Origin of the sequence: Paenibacillus montaniterrae, from assembly GCF_018403185.1 — a bacterium.
Lineage (GTDB): Bacteria > Bacillota > Bacilli > Paenibacillales > Paenibacillaceae > Pristimantibacillus > Pristimantibacillus montaniterrae.
The window spans coordinates 483,174-501,208 of record NZ_BOSE01000004.1 but is presented as its reverse complement, the minus strand read 5'-3'; the positions used below and the strand labels follow the sequence as shown (position 1 = coordinate 501,208).

The following is an 18,035-nucleotide window of genomic DNA, read 5'->3' as shown; positions in this document are numbered from 1 at the left end:
TATCGCTTCTGCAGTAAAAATGATACAGTACAACATGCAAAGGGGAAATGGAAATGTCTCAATTCGACAATGTTTCAGTCATTAAGAAAGCAAATGTATATTTCGACGGGAAAGTAACGAGCCGTGCGGTTATATTTCCAGATGGCACAAAAAAGACGCTAGGCATTATGCTGCCGGGCGAATACGAGTTTGGCACAGATACGACTGAAATTATGGAAATTTTAGCTGGTGATTTGAAGGTACTGCTGCCCGGACAAACGGAGTGGATTCATATTCAAGGCGAAGGCGAGTTCCAAGTTCCTGCAAATGAGAAGTTTAAGTTGGTAGTATCAGAAGTAACGGACTATGTTTGCTCCTACTTGTAAGGTAATTCAAAATGCTCGACTTTGATGACGATGTGATGCTTCGGAGCTTACTCGACGTCGAATATGTCACGCTACCGAAGGCTCCGGTGCTCACGTAGCTTATTGCCTACGCTGCGCTCCTCGCCTTCTAGTATCGTGCCATCTTCTTGGTCCTGAAAGCCGAGCATTTTGAATTTTTATTGGAAGAGGATGGTTCAAAATTGGACTTTGATGACGATGCGGTTGCTCTGTAGCGGAGTCGACGGCGAATATGTCACGCTACCGAAGGCTCCGGTGCTCACGTAGCTTATTGCCTACGCTGCGCTCCTCGCCTTCTAGTATCGTGCCATCTTCTTGGTCCTGAAAGCCCAATTTTGAACCTTTGATTGGAAGAGGTAGTTCAAAATGCCGGACTTTGATGACGATATGAGAAACAGCGCTGCTGCAGTGGATGCAGAGGCGCTGTTTTTTGTTTGGTGGGAGTTGAGTATTTAGGTGAGTGCGGCGAGCATTCGCGCTCAATTGTAGCTTCAGATATTGCCCCTTATTTTTTCTTGCCGAGGAAGCCTTCTTCAAAGATGGTTGTTAGGTAGTCGAGTGTAATTGGATCGCTGTATGATGATGCTCTTGTGTCAATTTCGATAATTTGCTTGTTTTTTACAGCAGGGATGTTGTTCCATACTTCGCTGTTCAAAAACTCGTTATTAGGTGAAAGACCAAGACTTAAAACGATGAAATCTCCAGCATATTCCGGTAAAACCTCCTGCGACAGTGTGTAGTAGCCAGGCCCAAGCGCGTCCTGTTCTACTTTTTCAGGCATTGCCAAGCCCATCGCCTGGTATAAAATTTCTGTGCCGCGAGCCCAGTTATTGCCGAATACATAGAAATTGTTTTGAGCATCGACCTCGAACACAGATACCGATACGTTGTCGCCATAATTCGCTTTGATTTCCTTGCCAATTGCTTCTGTACGCTGTTTGAAGGAGTCTGCCCATGCTTTTGCTTCTTCTTCTTTATTAAGCAGCTTGCCAATTTCGATTTGCTGCTCCAAATAATCCAGCTTGCCCCACGTATATACAACAGTCGGCGCAATTTTCTCAAGCTGCTCCAGATTGGACATATGCGCGCCAGCTATAATTAAATCAGGATTTAGATCCATAATGCTTTCAGGATTAGCCTCGGATACAACAGTCACTCCATCCAGCTTGTCTGTAAATAGCGGATTGCCCATTGTCCATTCATCAACGCCAACGACTGTTCCGCCAAGTGAGATCACATTCGGTGCACTTGCCAGTGCTACGATTCGTGTTGGATTGGCTGGAATTTCGATTGGGCCGTTTTCAGATTGATAGGTAATGGTTGAAGCATTTTCTTCAGCAGGCGGTGAGGTAGTGGCGGACTGATTAGTGTCGTCCGAACTGGTGGCATCTGGCGCAGTATTTGTGGACTGATTCGTAGATGCATTGCCGCATGCACTAACGATCAGCATTAATAGCAATAATACGGTAATAAGATAGTGTTGCTTGTTAAACATGAATGAAATCCCCCTAATAGATAAATATAATATTGATAATGATTATCATTTTCGTGTTGAACATCATTTATTATAGGGATCAGCTCAGAAGTTGTCAAATACATTTTGAAAAAATTAAAGTAGAGGCGTCGAGTTTGTTAGCAGGCTAACATGCAAGCATGGGTTGCTGCTAGCTGCGAATAATTTGAGAGTATAAAAATATTTATAAATCCCACTTGACACATAGGAATTATTGGAGTAATCTAGCTGTAGATCATTCATTGATCATATTTTTACTGTTGAATAGTTTAATGCTAAATCATTTTCTGCTGAAATATTGCAGCTGCCGATTAGATGACTAAAGGCACGAAATAACTTTGCTACCCTTGACCAAAGGATGCGGGTTCATTTCGTGCCTTTTTGCGTACAGGCGGGGAAACGAGCATATGTATTCGCAACAGACAGAGACACAGCTTGAAAAGCTTTAGGAGGGATCATGGAACAGATAAGCAGGGAAAAGCTCCAGGAACTGGACCATTTATTTAGAAAGTCTGTCAGAAAATTTGTCAAGGAGCGGGATAAAATTTCGATAGAAGGAATTAGCCTGCCTGGCCTAATGATTTTGCGAAGGGTCATGAGTTCAGGCGAGCAGCGGCTTTCTGATTTGGCTGAGGAAATGGATTTGACGTCGGGCGCAATAACGGCTCAGTGCGATAAGCTCGAAGAGCAAGGACTGGCAGAGCGAGTACGTTACAAGGAAGACAGAAGAGCGATTTATTTGCGCATAACCGATTTAGGCCAGGCTTTTATCGAGCGCCATCACCATATTGGTCATATTCATGCAGATGTTCTGTTTCACGGCTTTTCTGCTCAGGAGCTGGAGCATCAGCTTCACTTTTACAAGAGGCTGATTGAAAATTTGCAAGGCATGTCTGAAAAAATTTTAGCTGTCGCCAAGCTGGAGAGCTCAGCAGTGATTGATGCTAGGCAAACTGATGAGCAAGTAGAGAGACAAAAAGCGAAGGCAGAGCCAGCACAGCAACAGGCAGAGCAGACGCAGCAACAAGTGGAGCAGACGCATCAACAGGCGGAGCAGACGCATCAACAGGCGGAGCAGACGCAGCAACAAGTGGAGCAGACGCATCAACAGGCGGAGCAGGCGCATCAACAGGCGGAGCAGACGCAGCAACAAGTGGAGCAGACGCAGCAACAGGCAGAGCAAACGCAGCAACAAGTGGAGCAGACGCAGCAACAGGCAGAGCAAACGCATCAACAAGCGGAGCAGACGCAGCTGGCGCAGCAAGCCAAACGACAGCAGGGTGGCTCGCTATTAAGCTATTAAATAAACAAAAATAGAGGAGTGTTGAAGATGGGACATCCAACAATTTATCCAACTGGTACTACGATTTACAATCCACAAAAGGCATGGAGCGGTTACACGATTTACCAGGCCGCAGGGCTAGGAGCGCTGCTGATTGATATGAGCGGCAAGGAGGTTCATTTATGGAAAGGGCTGAGAGGCTTTCCTAACAAAATATTTCCTGGCGGCTATGTGCTAGGCAGTACGAAGCAGCGCGATCCGAAGTACGGCTTTCAGGACGAGGTGGATTTGGTGCAGGTTGATTTTGCAGGAAATATTGTATGGAGCTTCAATAAGCTGGAATATATCGAAGATCCGGACAATGAGCCGCAATGGATGGCACGTCAGCACCATGACTATCAGCGCACTGGCAGTCCAGTCGGCTACTATGCGCCAGGTCAGGAGCCATTAACGAACGAGGGCAATACGATCATTTTGGCACATCGCAACGTTAAGAATTCAGAAATTTCCGACAAAGAGCTGCTGGACGATGTCATTCTGGAAGTGGATTGGCAGGGCAATATTGTCTGGGAGTGGAGCGTGAGTGATCATTTTGCCGAACTGGGCTTTGATGAGGCTGCTAAAAATGTACTGTTCCGTGATCCGAACGGCAGATCCTTCGGCAATGAGACGGCCGGTGACTGGATGCATATTAACTCGGTTTCGCTCGTAGGGCCGAACAAGTTTTATGATGCAGGCGATGAGCGTTTTCATCCGGACAATATCATTTGGGATGCGCGCGAGTCTAACATTATTGCAATTACCGACAAACGAACAGGGAAAATTGTGTGGCAGCTTGGCCCCGACTTCTCCAAGCCTGAGCTGAAGCATTTGGGCTGGATTATCGGACAGCATCATGCTCATATTATCCCGAAGGGCTTGCCTGGGGAAGGGAATTTGCTCGTATTCGATAACGGCGGCTGGGCCGGCTATGGCTTGCCGAATCCCGCTTCACCATATGGCAGCAAAAATGCGTGGCGCGACTATTCGCGGGTACTGGAAATCAATCCGGTTACGCTGGAAATTGAATGGCAGTACACGCCGAGCTCGGCCGGATTTTTGCAGCCGATGGACTCTTACCGCTTCTACAGCCCGTATATTAGCTCGGCACAGCGCCTGCCAAACGGCAATACGCTCATTACAGAGGGGGCGGATGGACGAATTTTCGAGGTGACGGCAGAGTATGAAATCGTCTGGGAATATATTTCGCCGTACAAAACAAACTTTAACGCCAATATGGTTTATCGCGCTTATCGCGTCCCTTATGAGTGGGTGCCGCAATTGGAAAAGCCGCAGGAGACGGCGATTGAGCCGCTTGACATCGCCAGCTTCCGAGTGCCGGGCGCGGCAGCCGCTGGTGCAAGCTCTGTAGTTGAAGTTGTTGGCACGGAGCGGCAGTTTGTCGAGGGAGCGCTATGCGTAGCGAGCGATCTCGAGCGCAATGCAAATGCTAATCAAGAGGAGTAGATCGCGATGAGAAAGAAACACAAATCCATGCTTTACGCATTTATAAGCTTAAGCTTACTCGCTGTGCTGGCAGGCTGCGGCAAGCAGCAGCCATCGGAAGCAGCGGCCGGCAAGCTCTCGTTAACGATTGCCGATACGGTCTCGAATCCTACCTTTCAAGTGGCGCTAACAGAGGGCATTTTCGAAAAATACAATATTGATGCGAAAATTGCTACCTTCGCCACACCGGCGGAAGGGATCAACGCCTTATTCATCAATCAAGTAAATGCTGCCTACGGTGCGGACTTTCCCGTACTCAATGCCGTCAGTAAAGGCGAGTATTCGATTATCGCCTCGACAGGCACGGGCTTGAGCGAGCAGGATGCTGCCAACTGGAAGCTGTTTGTACGAGATGAGGTTCAGAGTGCAGCAGATTTGAAGGGCAGGAAGGTAAGCAATTTCCGTGGCACCTTCGTTTCTTATTTGTGGGATAAATATTTGCAGCAGCATGGCCTGACGAGTGATGATGTTGAGATTATCGGACAGGGCGGATTTGACGAAAGTTATGTCGCTTTGAAAAGCGGTGAAATTGACGCGGTATGGGTGACGGGCGCGACCTTGATTGACAAATTCGCTTCTCTGCCTGGGGTTCATCAATTAACTGATATGTCGCAAACAGAGGTGCGCACGGGCGGAGAAATCATTATACCTAATGCGCTGCTCGAGGAAAATGCAGAAGGTGTGAAAAACTTTTTGCGTGCGATTGAGGAAGCTAGTCAGTTCATTCAAGAGAACCCCGAGCGAGTCGCCGATATTATGTTTGAGAAGGTGAAGCAGCCTCGCGATATGACGCTGGCTGATTTGGAAAATGTCAGATGGTCGCTGCAATTTTCCGAACAGGCCTACGAGACGATGAATAAGCAGAAGGACTATATGGTGGCGGAAGGCATTATTCAGCAGGATTTTGCTGTTAAGGATAAGCTGCGCCTGGAGGCATTGAAGGAAGTGCTGCCAGAACGTGTAACATATGAGCCGTAGCTTGTTGAGCTTCTTGGTAATATCCGCGCTCTTTTCAAATGCGAGAAAGGGAGCGACCGCCGCTAGGATGATAGGAGGAATGATGATGTCACTACCAGCACATGTAATAGAGCAGCAAACGATTACGATCGCCGGCTTGAATAAAAGCTATAGCACTAAGCAAAAGGGAGAGCTGCACTATATTATTCAGGATGTCGATTTAAGCATTAAAGGCGGAGAGTTTTTCGTGCTGCTTGGTCCGAGCGGCTGCGGCAAGTCTACATTGCTAAATATGATCGCTGGCTTTGTCGCGAAAACAAGCGGGCAGCTGCAGGTAGGCGGCGCAGAGGTGCGCAAGCCAGGCCAGGATCGCGCAGTCGTATTTCAGCAGGCGGATGCGTCTCTCTTTCCTTGGCTTAATGTGCGAGAGAACGTGGAGTTCGGCTTGAAAATGCAAAAGTTCGCCAAAGCCAGGCGCAAAGAGATTTCCGATCATTTTATTGAATTGGTTGGCTTGAAGGGGCATGAAACAAAGCTGCCGCGCGAGCTTTCTGGCGGGATGAAGCAACGGGTGCAGCTTGCGAGAGTGTTGGCGAACGATTCCCATATATTATTGATGGATGAACCGTTTGGCGCGCTTGATGCGATGACGAGGCGCAGCATGCAGAAGGAATTGAGTCAAATTTGGCGGCAAACGAAGAAAACCGTTATTTTCGTTACGCATGATATTCAAGAAGCGTTAATTTTAGGGCAGCGGATCGGCATTATGACGCGAGGTCCGTCCAGCAACATTACGCATATTTATGAGGTGCCGTTTGCGTACCCGAGAGACCCATCCTCCGCTCCTTTCCTGGCGTTGGAAAAACAAATCCAAGGGCATTTTGAACATGAATATTCGATTTAAGCTTGAATTTCCGATAGAGAGAAAGGGATGAGGGAGATGAAACTGCTCACACATAAATGGGTCTCGGTTGTATTGCTGTGGTTGTTCGTCATTGCCGTATGGCAAATCGCGGCAGGCATTTATGGGCCTGATATTATTCCAGGTCCTGTTGCGACATGGAACGGTGCAGTTGAACTGCTCGAGGACGGCTCATTGCTGAGCTATATCGGCATCAGCTTTTATCGCGTCTTTGTTGGCTGGGTACTGGGCAGCCTGATTGCGATTCCACTCGGACTAATCATTGGCCGCGTAGCGATTGTGCGTGTATTTGCCGAGCCATTTCTTAATTTTATTCGTTTTATTCCGCCGATTGCTTTCATTACGCTGTTTCTTGTATGGTTTGGCATAGGCGAGCAGTCGAAAATTGCGCTAATTATGTATGCAACTCTGTTTATTGTGATGATGAATACATTGACAGGCGTGTTGGCAGTAGAAGAAGACAAAGTGCGTGCCGCGCGGAGTCTTGGCGCATCCGAGTGGCAAATTTTAATCTATGTCGTAATTCCAGCTACAGTGCCGTATATGTTTACAGGCATTCGTTTGGCAATGGGTACATCGTATATGGCGATCATTGGCGCAGAAATGATTGCTGCCAATGAAGGACTGGGCTACCTGATCTGGAATTCACGGCTGTTTTTCCGCACCGACTGGATTTTTGTCGGCTTAATTTGCCTGGGGCTGATTGGTTTCTTCACAGATCGCCTGGTTGGACTGTTAGGCAAAAAGCTGCTCTACCGCTATGGAGTCGTGAGCTCGGAGCCAATCAGACGCTAACGTTGGACCAAAAATATCGTATGGGTGCTGACCCTCAAAGCTTGGATTGCCGAATCTAATCTTTGAGGGTCAGCACTTTTTATGTTCAATAAAAGAGCTAACAGTCAGTTAGGGTTAAGCATATTTATGCTTCAGTGGTGCTTGCCCCACACTTAATCAGATAGCTTGTCATATGAATAGTGTGTACAAGTCAGATTAACAGAACGCTGTAGCGGAACCTTGCTTTAACTGAACAGAAAGCTAATGTTATCTGCCTGGACGAATAGCAAGTCCCATTTAAAGGCAAAGGAGTTAGGTGGATATGACAACAGAGAATGGAACATTGCAAGCCGAACAGGAGATCGGCCCAACTGGCCCAACTGGGCCTACTGGCCCGAGAGGCCTTAACGGAACAAATGGGTTTAACGGTGCGACGGGCCCAACGGGAGTAACAGGTTCCACTGGTCCGCGAGGAGATACTGGTCCGCGAGGAGATACTGGTCCGCGAGGAGATACTGGTCCGCGAGGAGATACTGGCCCGCAAGGAAATACTGGTCCGCAAGGAGATACTGGTCCGCAAGGAAATACTGGTCCGCAAGGAGATACTGGCCCGCAAGGAGATACTGGTCCGACCGGTCCGCAAGGGAACGCGGGTCCGACCGGCCCAGTCGGGTTTACACCGGGCTTAAGTCAGTTCAAGTCGTTTAGTACGAGCTTAGAACAGTGGTATAGTGGTATTGGTAATTTTACCGGGTTTGAAGTCGATAATGATCTGGGGGTAAATCAGTTGGTAACCCTTGACGAAACAGGGTCCATCTTTACTTTGAGCGCGAATCATATCTTCCTGGTTACTTTTCATGTTCACATAACCGCTGCTGGTAATCAGGGCGGGCGTCCATTTGTAGGGCTTGCTCCAAATGATGATGCACAAAGTAAATTATATTCAGCAACCAATGTCTGTACGGACACTTATTCTGGCCACATACAGCTGCTGAGCGGGACTTCCATCGTGAATGGTGGAATCTCCGTGAGATTAAGACTGACCGATATTGGAGCTGCAACGAGTTTATTTTCTTATACCACCCCGCTTATTTCTATTCCTTCTGCGAGTATATCATTCGTGGCTTTGACTTAGTAGATCCATAGTCAGGGAGAGCATGTTGATGGAGTCGTGAGCTCGGAGCCGATTAGAAGCTAAGGTTGCAGCTCGGTTTGTTGTCAAAATAGGTGTAACATCGTTCGTTACACTATTAAATGAAGATTGGACCAAAAATATCCTATTGGTGCTGACCCTCAAACTTGGATTGCAGAATCTAAGCTTAGAGGGTCAGCACTTTTTATGTCCAATGATAGAGCTAACGGTCAGCTAGGGATAAGCATATTTAAGCTTCAGTGGTGCTTCCCCCACACTTAATCAGGTAGCTTGTCATATGAATAATGTGTACAAGTCAGATTAACAGAACGCTGTAGCGTAACCTTGCTTTAACTGAACAGTCAGCTATTGTGATCTGCCTGGACGAATAGCAAGTCCCATTTAAAGGCAAAGGAGTTAGATGGATATGACAACAGAGAATGAAAAATTGCAAGCCGAACAGGAGAGCGGCCCAACTGGCCCAACTGGCCCAACTGGGCCTACTGGATCGAGAGGACTTAACGGACAAAATGGGTTTAACGGTGCGACGGGCCCAACGGGAGTACCGGGTTCCACTGGTCCGCAAGGAAATACTGGTCCGCAAGGAGATACTGGTCCGCAAGGAGATACTGGTCCGCAAGGAGATACTGGCCCGCAAGGAGATACTGGCCCGCAAGGAGATACTGGTCCGCAAGGAGATACTGGTCCGACCGGTCCGCAAGGTCCAACTGGAATGGCAGCAGGATACGGAAGACTCTATATTTTCTCAAATTTTGATTATAATTTAGGTCTTGATGCTCTTACACAACAAAGCGTATTTAACCAAACATTCGGCGATGATCTTATTGTTGGGCAAAAATATAAAATGGAAATATTCACTAAAATGAGTCTCGATATTATTAGTATTGGTGACTGGGGACCTCAATTTTTCTTTTATGGTACCGATACCTATAGTCATTATTATCCTGTCATTCGAATTAGTAATGCAGTTGGTACACCTCAAGAACAAATCATAAATTTAGTAGATACATTTACCGCTACTCAAGATCATTCCATTTCATTTTCGGTGGCAAACGGATATTTTCCAAATGGACTAATGAATGGAGCCCACCTAAGTGCGATTCAATTATATGTAACTCCAATATTGTCTTGAGCGACCTGACACTAGCGACCAATCACTTGGAGAGATTACTATCAACTAAAAATAATAAATATGCAGGGAGTTGCTAGCACTAACTCAGACAATTCCCCTGTTTTTGTTGCTTTCCCGTTTCTCGCGTTGCTTTGGCGACGATGCAGACCTGCTGACTTAAAGCTTGAAACAAGCTACAATAAAGACATCATGCTGACGGAGAGTGAGGACTGCAAATGGAACGTTACGAGGCGCTGGCACAAGCTTTTTTACAGGCTCCGTTTTACGTTGAGGGCATTTATCGAACCTATCTTGAGCCAAACGGAGTATACCGCGGACATATCGACAAGCCGACCACTCGCTGCGGCGTTGTGATCGGTTTAAAGGGAGAAGCTACCTTCACCTTCAATGGCTCGCGTTCGATTCCGTTATCTGCCGGGGCGTCTTTAATAGGCGGCTACAATATGCATTTGGAAATCGAGGTTGGAAGCGAAGGGTTCGAATATTGCTTGCTGCACTATATGCCAGAAAATTTGGACATGCAGGAAGCACAACTGCTAGCCGATGTAACGCAACTGGGCAAGACATGTGATCCGCTGCTGCATCAGCTTATGGAGCAGCTACTGCATGCGGCGCAAAGGCCTGGGGCAATTGGACAGCTAGAGAAAAAGTCACTGTTTTACCGCATTGTCAGCCTGCTGCTGCAAGCGGAGCGACAGCAGCAAAACGGTCAGCTTTATCCGGTGATGGAGGAAATGCTGCAGTTCATCCAAGCTCATTATATGGAGCCGCTAACCTTAAAGCAGCCTGCAGATCGCTGCCAGCTTAAGCCGAAATATTTTTCGGCGTTGTTTCAAAAATTTGCAGGGATTGCGCCAATTGATTACTTAATACAATATCGGATGGATCAGGCACAGGCAATGCTGATGACAGGCCAATATACAGTTGCGGCTGTAGCGCGGAGTGTAGGCTATCACGATCCTTATTATTTCAGCCGCTTGTATAAGAAACATAAAGGAACACCGCCAAGCCAAGTGATGCAAAGCGCGAAATGAAATCGTCCATCATCGTTGCAGGAAATTCTCTATTCTCATTTAACGGCAGTAATGCTATTGTATTTACTGATAATGAGAATTGTTATCATATAAAGAGACAAGGGTGGATGTTTACAGATGAAGAAATCGATGTACGGAATGCTGCTGCTAATCATCATTATGTTGTTGGCTGGCTGCGGCGGAAATACGCAAAATCAGGCCACTGGCGGCAATAACAGCTCTAACAGCAGCAATCAAGCGCCTGCAAATGATACAGCAAATAACGCAAGCGATAATGAAGCATCACAAACGAATCAAGCTGCACAATTCCCACGCACCTATAATGGGGCAAAAGGTGAGGTCGTAATTGAGCAGGCTCCGCAAAAGGTAGCGGTCGTCCATTGGGGCTATGCAGATTCCATCCTGCTATTTGACCTGCCATCTCTGGCGCTTGTATCGCCATTCGGCCGCGAGCATACGGCTATGGAGAGCGAAGCGTACAAGCCATATGTAGACAAGCTGGACGATTGGACATTTGTCGGTGAAAACACCGAGGTGGATATGGAAGAGCTGCTTGCCTATGATCCGGATTTGATTATCGCGGGAAATCAGACGAACGCGGCGATTATCGAGCAGCTGGACAAAATTGCTACGACCGTGGTGATCGATGAGGAGAAAGTGAACGTATGGTCCGACTGGAAGCCTTTAGTGACGGCGTTTGGCGAAATATTGGGGCAAGAGGATGCTGCAGAGAAATTTATTGCCGACTTTAATGCCAAAGTAGAAGAGACGAAGCAGGCGTTGGCTAATGTTGAAGGAACGGTAGCCTTTTTGCAGGTTCGCAACAATGCCGCATGGCTGCAGGGCAGCAATTACTTGACGCTCTACTACGAAGGCTTGGGCTTGCAGCCGCTTGAAGGTGAATTAGGCACAGAAGGCGCGCAGCTTTCTTTGGAAGGCTTGAGCGAGTTGAATCCTGATCATCTGGTGCTTGGCTACTTCAATATGTTCGATACATCGCTAGCTGCGATAACCGATGAATGGGAAAGCAGCAGCGAGGTATGGAAGCAGTTGAATGCGGTGAAGTCAGAGCATGTATACCGTATTAACGGCGAGCTGGCGCTTGCCTATGGTCCTTTAAGTCATACTTACGGGATCGAGGCGCTTGGAGAGGCCATGGTCAAGTAAACGGGTTGTATCAACAAGAAAAAGTCTAGGGCATGTCTCGTTAGGAGAGACGCGCCCTAGACTTTTTTGTGACGGTATATTTGCGATAAATAGGTTGCATCATTGATCTAAAGGCGATACCTGCTCAAGAAACTCGAGCCGATTGCCAAACGGATCATTAACATAAAAGCGGCTTATCCCTTGCTCCGAGCGAGCATCATCATCCACAATGGCAATTTCATTCTGCTGCAAATGCTGACGCAAAGCCTGCAGGCTGCGAACCGCGAATGCAGGATGAGCTTTAGCAGCGGGGATGAAGTTTTGCTGCACGCCAATATGCACCTCATGCACGCCACATTGAAACCAAACTCCGCCTCGCTGCCTTAACGGCTCCGGCTTGGCGATCTCCTTCCAGCCTAGCAGCTCTCCAAAAAAACGGCGAGCGTCAGTCTCGCAGCCTTGAGGGGCAGCAAGCTGAATATGATCAATACCAGAGAAAGAAAAAGTGGACATTTCTATTTGCCTCCTTACTTCAAGTTTCATTTGATGAAACTTGATTTCACAATGCGAATCTATCTTTAGGCTCAGTATAATACAAATGGAATGTATTTACCATATATAGAAGCAATATATAGCTCAAAAAATTGGAAATAGCTGTTGAAAATTTCAGAATATTCAGCTATATTAGTTACACTTCTTGGAAAAAGCAGTAATTATAGTTCGATAGAAAAGAGAGAGTAGGGAGTGGGGGATTCTATGAGAGAGTTTGTTTTATCGGTTCGCGCACTTTGCAAGTCGTATCAAATGTTAAATCATTCGGTCCAAGCGCTTAAACAGGTTTCATTTGATGTGCAAAAGGGAGAAATGTTGGCGATTATGGGAACTAGCGGCTCAGGCAAAAGCACGCTGCTAAACATTCTAGGTGCGATGGATACGCCAGATAGCGGCAATATTATACTAAATGGTCAAGAGGTTACAGAACTGCTTGATGAGCCCAAGGCTACTCAGTATCGTAGTGAAAATGTAGGCTTTATTTTTCAATCGTACCATTTGCTTAAGGACTTATCGGTAGAGGACAATATTGCGTTGCCGCTCGTGCTGAAAAATATGGACGAGACGATCATTAAGAAGGAAGTCAACGGGATGATTGATGCGCTTGGATTGATAGAATGGAGAAAGCATCGTCCTGTAGAGCTTTCAGGGGGGCAGCAGCAGCGGGTAGCTATAGGCAGAGCGTTGATCTCATCACCCCCACTACTGCTGGCGGATGAGCCAACAGGCAATTTGGACTACAACACTAGCACAGATATCCTTGTGATTATAAAAAATATGAAGCAGAGCAAAGGACAAAGCATGATCGTAGTGACGCATGATGCATATGTTGCATCACAGGCGGATCGAGTGCTCTTTTTTCATGATGGTCAAGCTGTAGACGAGTATGTATGCACGCAGGACGGGCGAGATCTTGATAGAATTCTAGCAAAAACGAAAGCAATGCTGGAGGAAGCGGGTGTATGATCACAACGATAAAAGATGTGGCGTTCAAGCTGTTTAAAAGCAATAAGTATATGGTTCTTTCCTCCATTCTGTGCATTGCATTGGCGGTATCGTTAATTGTTACGATGTTTGGTGTTGCTGCACAGACTGATGAGGCAACCAAGCGCGATTTGCTTGCCCTTAATGGATTTATTATCGTGCTGTCTATTTTAGTCGTAATCGTTGTATCTATGGTTATAATTGCCAACTTTGAAATGTACATCTACAGGAACAACCACCAGTTTGCGGTTATGCGCGCGTTAGGCGCTTCCTCTGAGCAGTTATTTTATATCGTGTGGCGTCAAAGCGCGATATTAAATGTAACAGGCGGAACTGTCGGCTTTATCGTCTCATGGCTTAGCTTTCATTTCTTTCAGCCATACCTAGCGACTTTACTAGGCTCTGATCTTGCAACCAGCAGCTTTCATCATTTGCAAGCGATCGTTATTACATTGCTCTGTATGCTGGCTATTCAACTATTTATGGTTGCTCCAGCCTACCGCTGTTCAAATGTACTCCCGCTTAAATTTATGCAGCACAATGAACGACTAAACTTCAGCTTTGGTAAAGGAAGAAAAATAGCAGGGCGTATCTTAGTGGCTCTAAGTCTTTTACTTGCCTTTATCGGCGGGTACATCAATCCAGCAGCCGGTACTGTATTGGCCGCAGCACTTTTTCTAATAACAGGGCTGTATATGCTGTTTCCAATCTACTTTACGTCGCTGCTGACGCGCCTGCTTCCCAAGCTGAAGCATTTGTTCGGAACTGTGCCTTATTTGAGCGTGAAGCATATGCTGCCACAGGTGAAGCGCAATACGTTCATCATGCTAATTACTAGTACATTGATGATCATAACCGTGTTTGGTACGACGCTGCTGCACTCCGTCAATTTAAACGGGGAGCGTTATATACGCTCGCAGTTTGTTACAGATATTATACTAACTAGCAAGCTAGGCTGGGATACGAAGCTTGATCAAGCAGAGCTGACAGAAAGAATTGATAGCACATTAGGTGAACAAACTGCTGTTGCAGTTAGTACATTATCGCATATGGAAATGATGACAGAAACAGGTAGCTATTCCTTTGATGCTGCTTTTGTTCAGCTAAATCGGCTAGAAAATCTGGACCTGTTGCCTGCTGATACGGCATATTCCAGCGACGGCGTCGTACTAAGTGAACATGCTGCTGAAAGGCTTGGAGTTAGTAGGGGAGAACAGCTGCTGCTTGGCGTTTTTTCAGAGGAGTACCAGCAAACCATACCTGTAATGGAGGTCACAGTGCAAGGGATTGTTGAGCAGATGCCTACTTACGGGGATGCTTATTTAGACTGGAGTATTATGAAAATGACGCAGCCTGATGCGAAATTCTCCAAAGCATTTATTCAGGCTAAGCCTGATGAAGCTGCGCTCTATAAGCTCGAAACGCTTAAAAGCTACTACCCTGAGCTAGTCATTAGCACGCTGCAAGAGGAGCTTGTACGCAACAAAGACATGTTTTTACAGCGCTGGACGATTTTTATCGTTATTTTGGTAGCTATGTTATTGAGCATTATGCTGGCTGTATATCAAACGCTATTTAATAACATTCGTGCGAAACGTAAAGAAATTGCAGTGCTGCGCGCAATTTCATTGAAGAAGCGGGGAGTTGTTGGTTTCATAGTTACGCAAGTGACGACCTATCTGATTTCGGGAATCATTTTTGGCATTATACTCGGAGTACTGCTAACATTTGTTTTAAGCCTGATTGATCCTGAGACTACATTGCATTTTCATTATACGTTTATCTATACCATTCCAGTGCTGCTGTTAGTAGGGGCATATATCATTTTTATTCCGTTTGCAGCTCGTCTAGGCAGCAAAAAGCTTCTGCTTGAGCTGAATCATGATAACAAATAAAGTATGGCTATATAGAACGGGGGATTCTATGCGTAGAAGGATAACGGTTAGTCTATTCGCAGGCTTACTGCTTGCAAGCGTGCTGCTTAATGGTTGCAGTCAAGAACCTAAGAAGCTGGATTCGCTTACTACTAACATTAGCAGTATAGAAGAGAGCCAATTTATTTTTGACTGTCCTGCGGAGGTATATGAGCCTAGACAAAAGAATGAAAACAGCATTGGCTATATGTGCTCCGTATTAATTGAAGACGATACAGAGCTAATTGATGAAGAACGGCAGCGACTGGACATGGACAGCTTTGCTGTCGGGGATACGATTCATATACAGTTCCATAAGCCGCAAAAAATGAGCCGCGAGCATCGCAGCTATATTGCTGCACAAATTATGCTGCTAAAGTAATCTCGTAGCAAGCTGCTGCAACCTATGCAAGCTTCCTTTCGTCTAAGCCAGTAGGGATATTATTCCAGAATTTTGGCTTAACATCATCATGCTGTCCCGCGCTTAACAGAAAGGGTGATTGTATGGTCGGTTTAAAGAACGAAAGGGCAAAGGCAAAGCTGATAGCTAGTGCTGCTGCGGTTTTGCTTGGGATTTCCTTGCTGGTACAAGCATCTGCAACGGCCGCAGTGCCAACCTCCGGCAAATGGGCAAGCAGAGTACAAACGATGTATACTGTAAGCTCCGCTTCGCATACGCACTGGTCGAACGGCGCGGCCAAATGGAGAAATCATTCGAATTTTAAACTTTCTACCGCAACAGGAGCTGCAGGCGCAAATTACAACTACTATTCGTTAGATGTTTCACGGTCTGACGTTGATTGGGATGGATTATGCACCCGTACGCTGGATAACGGCTTTATTGTTAAAGCAGTTCTTAATCTAAACAAGCATTACACTTCGGATTCCAAATATACAAGCAGTATATTAGCGGGGCTGACTGGCCACGAGCTAGGTCATTCCTTAGGCTTGCAGCATGCATCCGTTGCAGAAACCTCGTCTATTATGCATCCTTACACATTTAACAGCAACGGGACGCCAGCGAGGGCGTTATCCCCGTCCTCTTCGGATATTGCAGTAGTAAATAGCCTCTATCCCGTAACGAAAACAGCTGCACCGCTTTCGCATTCGGATGCGGCAGCAGGCAGTAGAGTTGTTCATATCGAGCCATCATGGGCCGTTTATTATGGGGATGAGCAAGCTTTAATGAAGGCAGCCGATCTCGTCGTAAAAGGGAAAGTTAGCAAAGAAATTGGCAGCACCTTTGCGAAAGGAATTTATACGGACTACAATACCGAAATTAAACTGCAAATTGCAGATGTTCTAAAAGGGGAAAAGGCACCAGGCGAGCAAATTACCGTTTCGCAAATGGGAGGCTTTGACGGCGATGTAAAGGTTGTTGCCAAGCACTCCACCCATTTGCAGGAGCAGCAGGAGGCAATTTTATTTTTGCGTCAATCGAGCGATGGCACGTATAGACCGATTAATGAGGATGACGGCATCTATTTGCTGGAGCAAGGGTCATATACAAACCTTGGCTCGGGTAAGACGTTGAATAAAAAGCTGATTGATGCTCATAATTAATGACTTCACTATAGAAAAAGTATTCTCTCAAATTGGAGAGAATACTTTTTTTTGCTATTTTAAAACCTTCCACGCTAGCATTTCGTTAAGATAGATGAGGTGAACAGTGGATGAAATTGAAAATAATGGTATTTACACTACTGCTGCTTAGCGCCTGTTCCTATAGTGGGCCAAATGATTTAAGCACAATATCGACTGGTTTAAGCACAGCATCAACAGATACAAGTTCTATCACCAACTCGAGCATTTTTGCTGGAAACAGCCTATTTCCTTTCACACAAGCAACTGCTGCTGGTAAGCGGTCCACTGAACATCACGATGAGAGTGTCGTCGTTTATTTGTCTCCCGGCTGGTCAGTTTTTTATAAAAATGAGCAGGAACTAATGGAAGCTGCGGACTTAGTCATAAAGGGCACAGTTGTCGAAGAAGTCGGCAGTACCTTTACCAAAGGCAAATATGTTGAATATACAACGGAGGTCAATGTGCAAATTGCGGATGTGCTAAAAGGAGATCTGGCCTCCAACGAGATTATTACCGTTTCGCAAATGGGCGGCTTTGACGGTGAGGTGACGGTGATTTCAGAAAGTACGACACTATTAAAGGAGCAGCAGGAGGTTAAATTGTTCTTGCACAAGTCCAGCGACGGCAAATATAGACCGATTAACGAAGATGATGGGGTTTATATTTTGGAGCAGAGGGGCAAGGTGAACGGGATATGAAAGTAAAGCTAATTGTATTGCTTATTCTTTTGCTTTGCGCTTGTTCTAACCAACAAAATAATTCCTCGCAGGAAGCGCCTGCAGCAAAGAGGGGTGAAGGCTGGCCTTTAATGAACAGCTTGCAGGCCAAGCAGGAGGACAAAACAGCGCAAGAAGAAGACTCCAATCAAGCCAATGATTCTATAACTGAAAAGTATGCTTCGTTTGCTTTTCAATCGGTCAAGTGGAACAATACCATTTATCGTCTAACAGAAGAAACGATTTCCGAAGCTGAAGTCGAGGAGGAAATCGGCGAGGTCGTTACGCAATCCAGTACTGAAACAGAGGAGACGCCAGACAACTCTTCAAATTTTTTAGCTGAAGGGACAAAGCTGTGGGCAATTAAAGGGATCGACACAAGTGAAGCCATCGCCTATGAGCGAGAAAATGGCGTATACCGAAAGCTGATTGCGGATGAATAAAC

18 protein-coding genes are annotated in these 18,035 nt (G+C 46.2%); 16 read left to right on the top strand and 2 right to left on the bottom strand.

Annotated elements, in window-relative coordinates:
- The first annotated feature begins 53 nt into the window (after positions 1 to 53).
- Positions 54 to 365 (top strand): pyrimidine/purine nucleoside phosphorylase, encoded by a 312-nt coding sequence (ppnP, locus tag KJS52_RS13770; RefSeq protein WP_213516070.1) that lies wholly within the window; start codon positions 54 to 56, stop codon positions 363 to 365.
- A 523-nt stretch (positions 366 to 888) separates the two neighbouring features.
- Here ppnP and KJS52_RS13765 read toward each other — a convergent pair.
- Positions 889 to 1,878: an iron-hydroxamate ABC transporter substrate-binding protein gene (locus KJS52_RS13765; RefSeq protein ID WP_213516058.1), complete on the bottom strand. Its 990-nt coding sequence runs from the start codon at positions 1,876 to 1,878 to the stop codon at positions 889 to 891.
- Positions 1,879 to 2,353: 475 nt separating this feature from the next.
- Here KJS52_RS13765 and KJS52_RS13760 point away from each other — a divergent pair, with 475 nt between their 5' ends.
- The 9 genes from KJS52_RS13760 to KJS52_RS13720 all read left to right on the top strand — a co-directional run bounded on the left by KJS52_RS13760 (position 2,354) and on the right by KJS52_RS13720 (position 11,862).
- A complete protein-coding gene (locus KJS52_RS13760; RefSeq protein WP_213516052.1) occupies positions 2,354 to 3,199 on the top strand; it encodes a MarR family winged helix-turn-helix transcriptional regulator in 846 nt (281 codons plus the stop codon).
- 27 nt (positions 3,200 to 3,226) lie between these two features.
- Positions 3,227 to 4,684, top strand: coding sequence for an aryl-sulfate sulfotransferase (locus KJS52_RS13755; RefSeq protein ID WP_213516050.1), 1,458 nt, complete (start codon positions 3,227 to 3,229; stop codon positions 4,682 to 4,684).
- A gap of 6 nt (positions 4,685 to 4,690) precedes the next feature.
- Complete coding sequence (locus KJS52_RS13750) at positions 4,691 to 5,701, top strand: ABC transporter substrate-binding protein (protein ID WP_213516048.1); 1,011 nt, start codon at positions 4,691 to 4,693, stop codon at positions 5,699 to 5,701.
- Between the two features lie 85 nt (positions 5,702 to 5,786).
- Positions 5,787 to 6,584, top strand: a complete 798-nt coding sequence (locus KJS52_RS13745) for an ABC transporter ATP-binding protein (RefSeq protein WP_213516046.1) — start codon at positions 5,787 to 5,789, stop codon at positions 6,582 to 6,584.
- A 36-nt stretch (positions 6,585 to 6,620) separates the two neighbouring features.
- Complete coding sequence (locus KJS52_RS13740; protein WP_213516044.1) at positions 6,621 to 7,397, top strand: ABC transporter permease; 777 nt, start codon at positions 6,621 to 6,623, stop codon at positions 7,395 to 7,397.
- Positions 7,398 to 7,698: 301 nt separating this feature from the next.
- Positions 7,699 to 8,511, top strand: coding sequence for a collagen-like domain-containing protein (locus tag KJS52_RS27405; RefSeq protein ID WP_246563532.1), 813 nt, complete (start codon positions 7,699 to 7,701; stop codon positions 8,509 to 8,511).
- 424 nt (positions 8,512 to 8,935) lie between these two features.
- Positions 8,936 to 9,661 carry a collagen-like protein gene (locus KJS52_RS27400; protein WP_246563530.1) on the top strand — a complete coding sequence of 242 codons (726 nt, stop codon included), beginning with the start codon at positions 8,936 to 8,938 and terminating at the stop codon, positions 9,659 to 9,661.
- Positions 9,662 to 9,876: 215 nt separating this feature from the next.
- Complete coding sequence (locus tag KJS52_RS13725) at positions 9,877 to 10,695, top strand: helix-turn-helix transcriptional regulator (protein WP_213516042.1); 819 nt, start codon at positions 9,877 to 9,879, stop codon at positions 10,693 to 10,695.
- Positions 10,696 to 10,812: 117 nt separating this feature from the next.
- A complete protein-coding gene (locus KJS52_RS13720) occupies positions 10,813 to 11,862 on the top strand; it encodes an ABC transporter substrate-binding protein (RefSeq protein WP_246563528.1) in 1,050 nt (349 codons plus the stop codon).
- 99 nt (positions 11,863 to 11,961) lie between these two features.
- Here the strand turns inward: KJS52_RS13720 and KJS52_RS13715 are convergent, their stop codons facing one another.
- On the bottom strand, positions 11,962 to 12,354 hold the full coding sequence (locus KJS52_RS13715) for a VOC family protein (protein WP_246563526.1): 393 nt from the start codon (positions 12,352 to 12,354) through the stop codon (positions 11,962 to 11,964).
- A gap of 243 nt (positions 12,355 to 12,597) precedes the next feature.
- Between KJS52_RS13715 and KJS52_RS13710 the strand changes: the two genes are divergently transcribed.
- From KJS52_RS13710 to KJS52_RS13685, 6 genes are all read left to right on the top strand, one after another.
- On the top strand, positions 12,598 to 13,359 hold the full coding sequence (locus KJS52_RS13710) for an ABC transporter ATP-binding protein (protein ID WP_213516038.1): 762 nt from the start codon (positions 12,598 to 12,600) through the stop codon (positions 13,357 to 13,359).
- Positions 13,356 to 15,272 carry an FtsX-like permease family protein gene (locus KJS52_RS13705; RefSeq protein ID WP_213516037.1) on the top strand — a complete coding sequence of 639 codons (1,917 nt, stop codon included), beginning with the start codon at positions 13,356 to 13,358 and terminating at the stop codon, positions 15,270 to 15,272. Before KJS52_RS13710 ends, KJS52_RS13705 begins: the two co-directional genes overlap by 4 nt.
- Entirely contained in the window at positions 15,259 to 15,672 is a 414-nt protein-coding gene (locus KJS52_RS13700) for a hypothetical protein (RefSeq protein WP_213516035.1), read from the top strand. The genes KJS52_RS13705 and KJS52_RS13700 overlap by 14 nt, the downstream gene beginning before the upstream one ends.
- A gap of 122 nt (positions 15,673 to 15,794) precedes the next feature.
- Positions 15,795 to 16,853 carry a matrixin family metalloprotease gene (locus KJS52_RS13695; protein WP_213516033.1) on the top strand — a complete coding sequence of 353 codons (1,059 nt, stop codon included), beginning with the start codon at positions 15,795 to 15,797 and terminating at the stop codon, positions 16,851 to 16,853.
- A gap of 110 nt (positions 16,854 to 16,963) precedes the next feature.
- Positions 16,964 to 17,572 (top strand): hypothetical protein, encoded by a 609-nt coding sequence (locus KJS52_RS13690; protein WP_213516031.1) that lies wholly within the window; start codon positions 16,964 to 16,966, stop codon positions 17,570 to 17,572.
- Complete coding sequence (locus tag KJS52_RS13685; RefSeq protein WP_213516029.1) at positions 17,569 to 18,033, top strand: hypothetical protein; 465 nt, start codon at positions 17,569 to 17,571, stop codon at positions 18,031 to 18,033. The genes KJS52_RS13690 and KJS52_RS13685 overlap by 4 nt, the downstream gene beginning before the upstream one ends.
- The last annotated feature ends 2 nt before the right edge of the window (positions 18,034 to 18,035 follow it).

Coding starts and splice junctions, on each gene's coding strand:
- KJS52_RS13720 (WP_246563528.1), top strand. CDS start 10,813: ATGAAGAAATCGATGTACGGAATGCTGCTGCTAATCATCATTATGTTG.
- KJS52_RS13750 (WP_213516048.1), top strand. CDS start 4,691: ATGAGAAAGAAACACAAATCCATGCTTTACGCATTTATAAGCTTAAGC.
- KJS52_RS13765 (WP_213516058.1), bottom strand. CDS start 1,878: ATGTTTAACAAGCAACACTATCTTATTACCGTATTATTGCTATTAATG.
- KJS52_RS27400 (WP_246563530.1), top strand. CDS start 8,936: ATGACAACAGAGAATGAAAAATTGCAAGCCGAACAGGAGAGCGGCCCA.
- KJS52_RS13690 (WP_213516031.1), top strand. CDS start 16,964: ATGAAATTGAAAATAATGGTATTTACACTACTGCTGCTTAGCGCCTGT.
- KJS52_RS13745 (WP_213516046.1), top strand. CDS start 5,787: ATGTCACTACCAGCACATGTAATAGAGCAGCAAACGATTACGATCGCC.
- KJS52_RS13755 (WP_213516050.1), top strand. CDS start 3,227: ATGGGACATCCAACAATTTATCCAACTGGTACTACGATTTACAATCCA.
- KJS52_RS13685 (WP_213516029.1), top strand. CDS start 17,569: ATGAAAGTAAAGCTAATTGTATTGCTTATTCTTTTGCTTTGCGCTTGT.
- KJS52_RS13740 (WP_213516044.1), top strand. CDS start 6,621: ATGAAACTGCTCACACATAAATGGGTCTCGGTTGTATTGCTGTGGTTG.
- KJS52_RS13710 (WP_213516038.1), top strand. CDS start 12,598: ATGAGAGAGTTTGTTTTATCGGTTCGCGCACTTTGCAAGTCGTATCAA.
- KJS52_RS13705 (WP_213516037.1), top strand. CDS start 13,356: ATGATCACAACGATAAAAGATGTGGCGTTCAAGCTGTTTAAAAGCAAT.
- KJS52_RS13700 (WP_213516035.1), top strand. CDS start 15,259: ATGATAACAAATAAAGTATGGCTATATAGAACGGGGGATTCTATGCGT.
- ppnP (WP_213516070.1), top strand. CDS start 54: ATGTCTCAATTCGACAATGTTTCAGTCATTAAGAAAGCAAATGTATAT.
- KJS52_RS13715 (WP_246563526.1), bottom strand. CDS start 12,354: ATGTCCACTTTTTCTTTCTCTGGTATTGATCATATTCAGCTTGCTGCC.
- KJS52_RS27405 (WP_246563532.1), top strand. CDS start 7,699: ATGACAACAGAGAATGGAACATTGCAAGCCGAACAGGAGATCGGCCCA.
- KJS52_RS13695 (WP_213516033.1), top strand. CDS start 15,795: ATGGTCGGTTTAAAGAACGAAAGGGCAAAGGCAAAGCTGATAGCTAGT.
- KJS52_RS13725 (WP_213516042.1), top strand. CDS start 9,877: ATGGAACGTTACGAGGCGCTGGCACAAGCTTTTTTACAGGCTCCGTTT.
- KJS52_RS13760 (WP_213516052.1), top strand. CDS start 2,354: ATGGAACAGATAAGCAGGGAAAAGCTCCAGGAACTGGACCATTTATTT.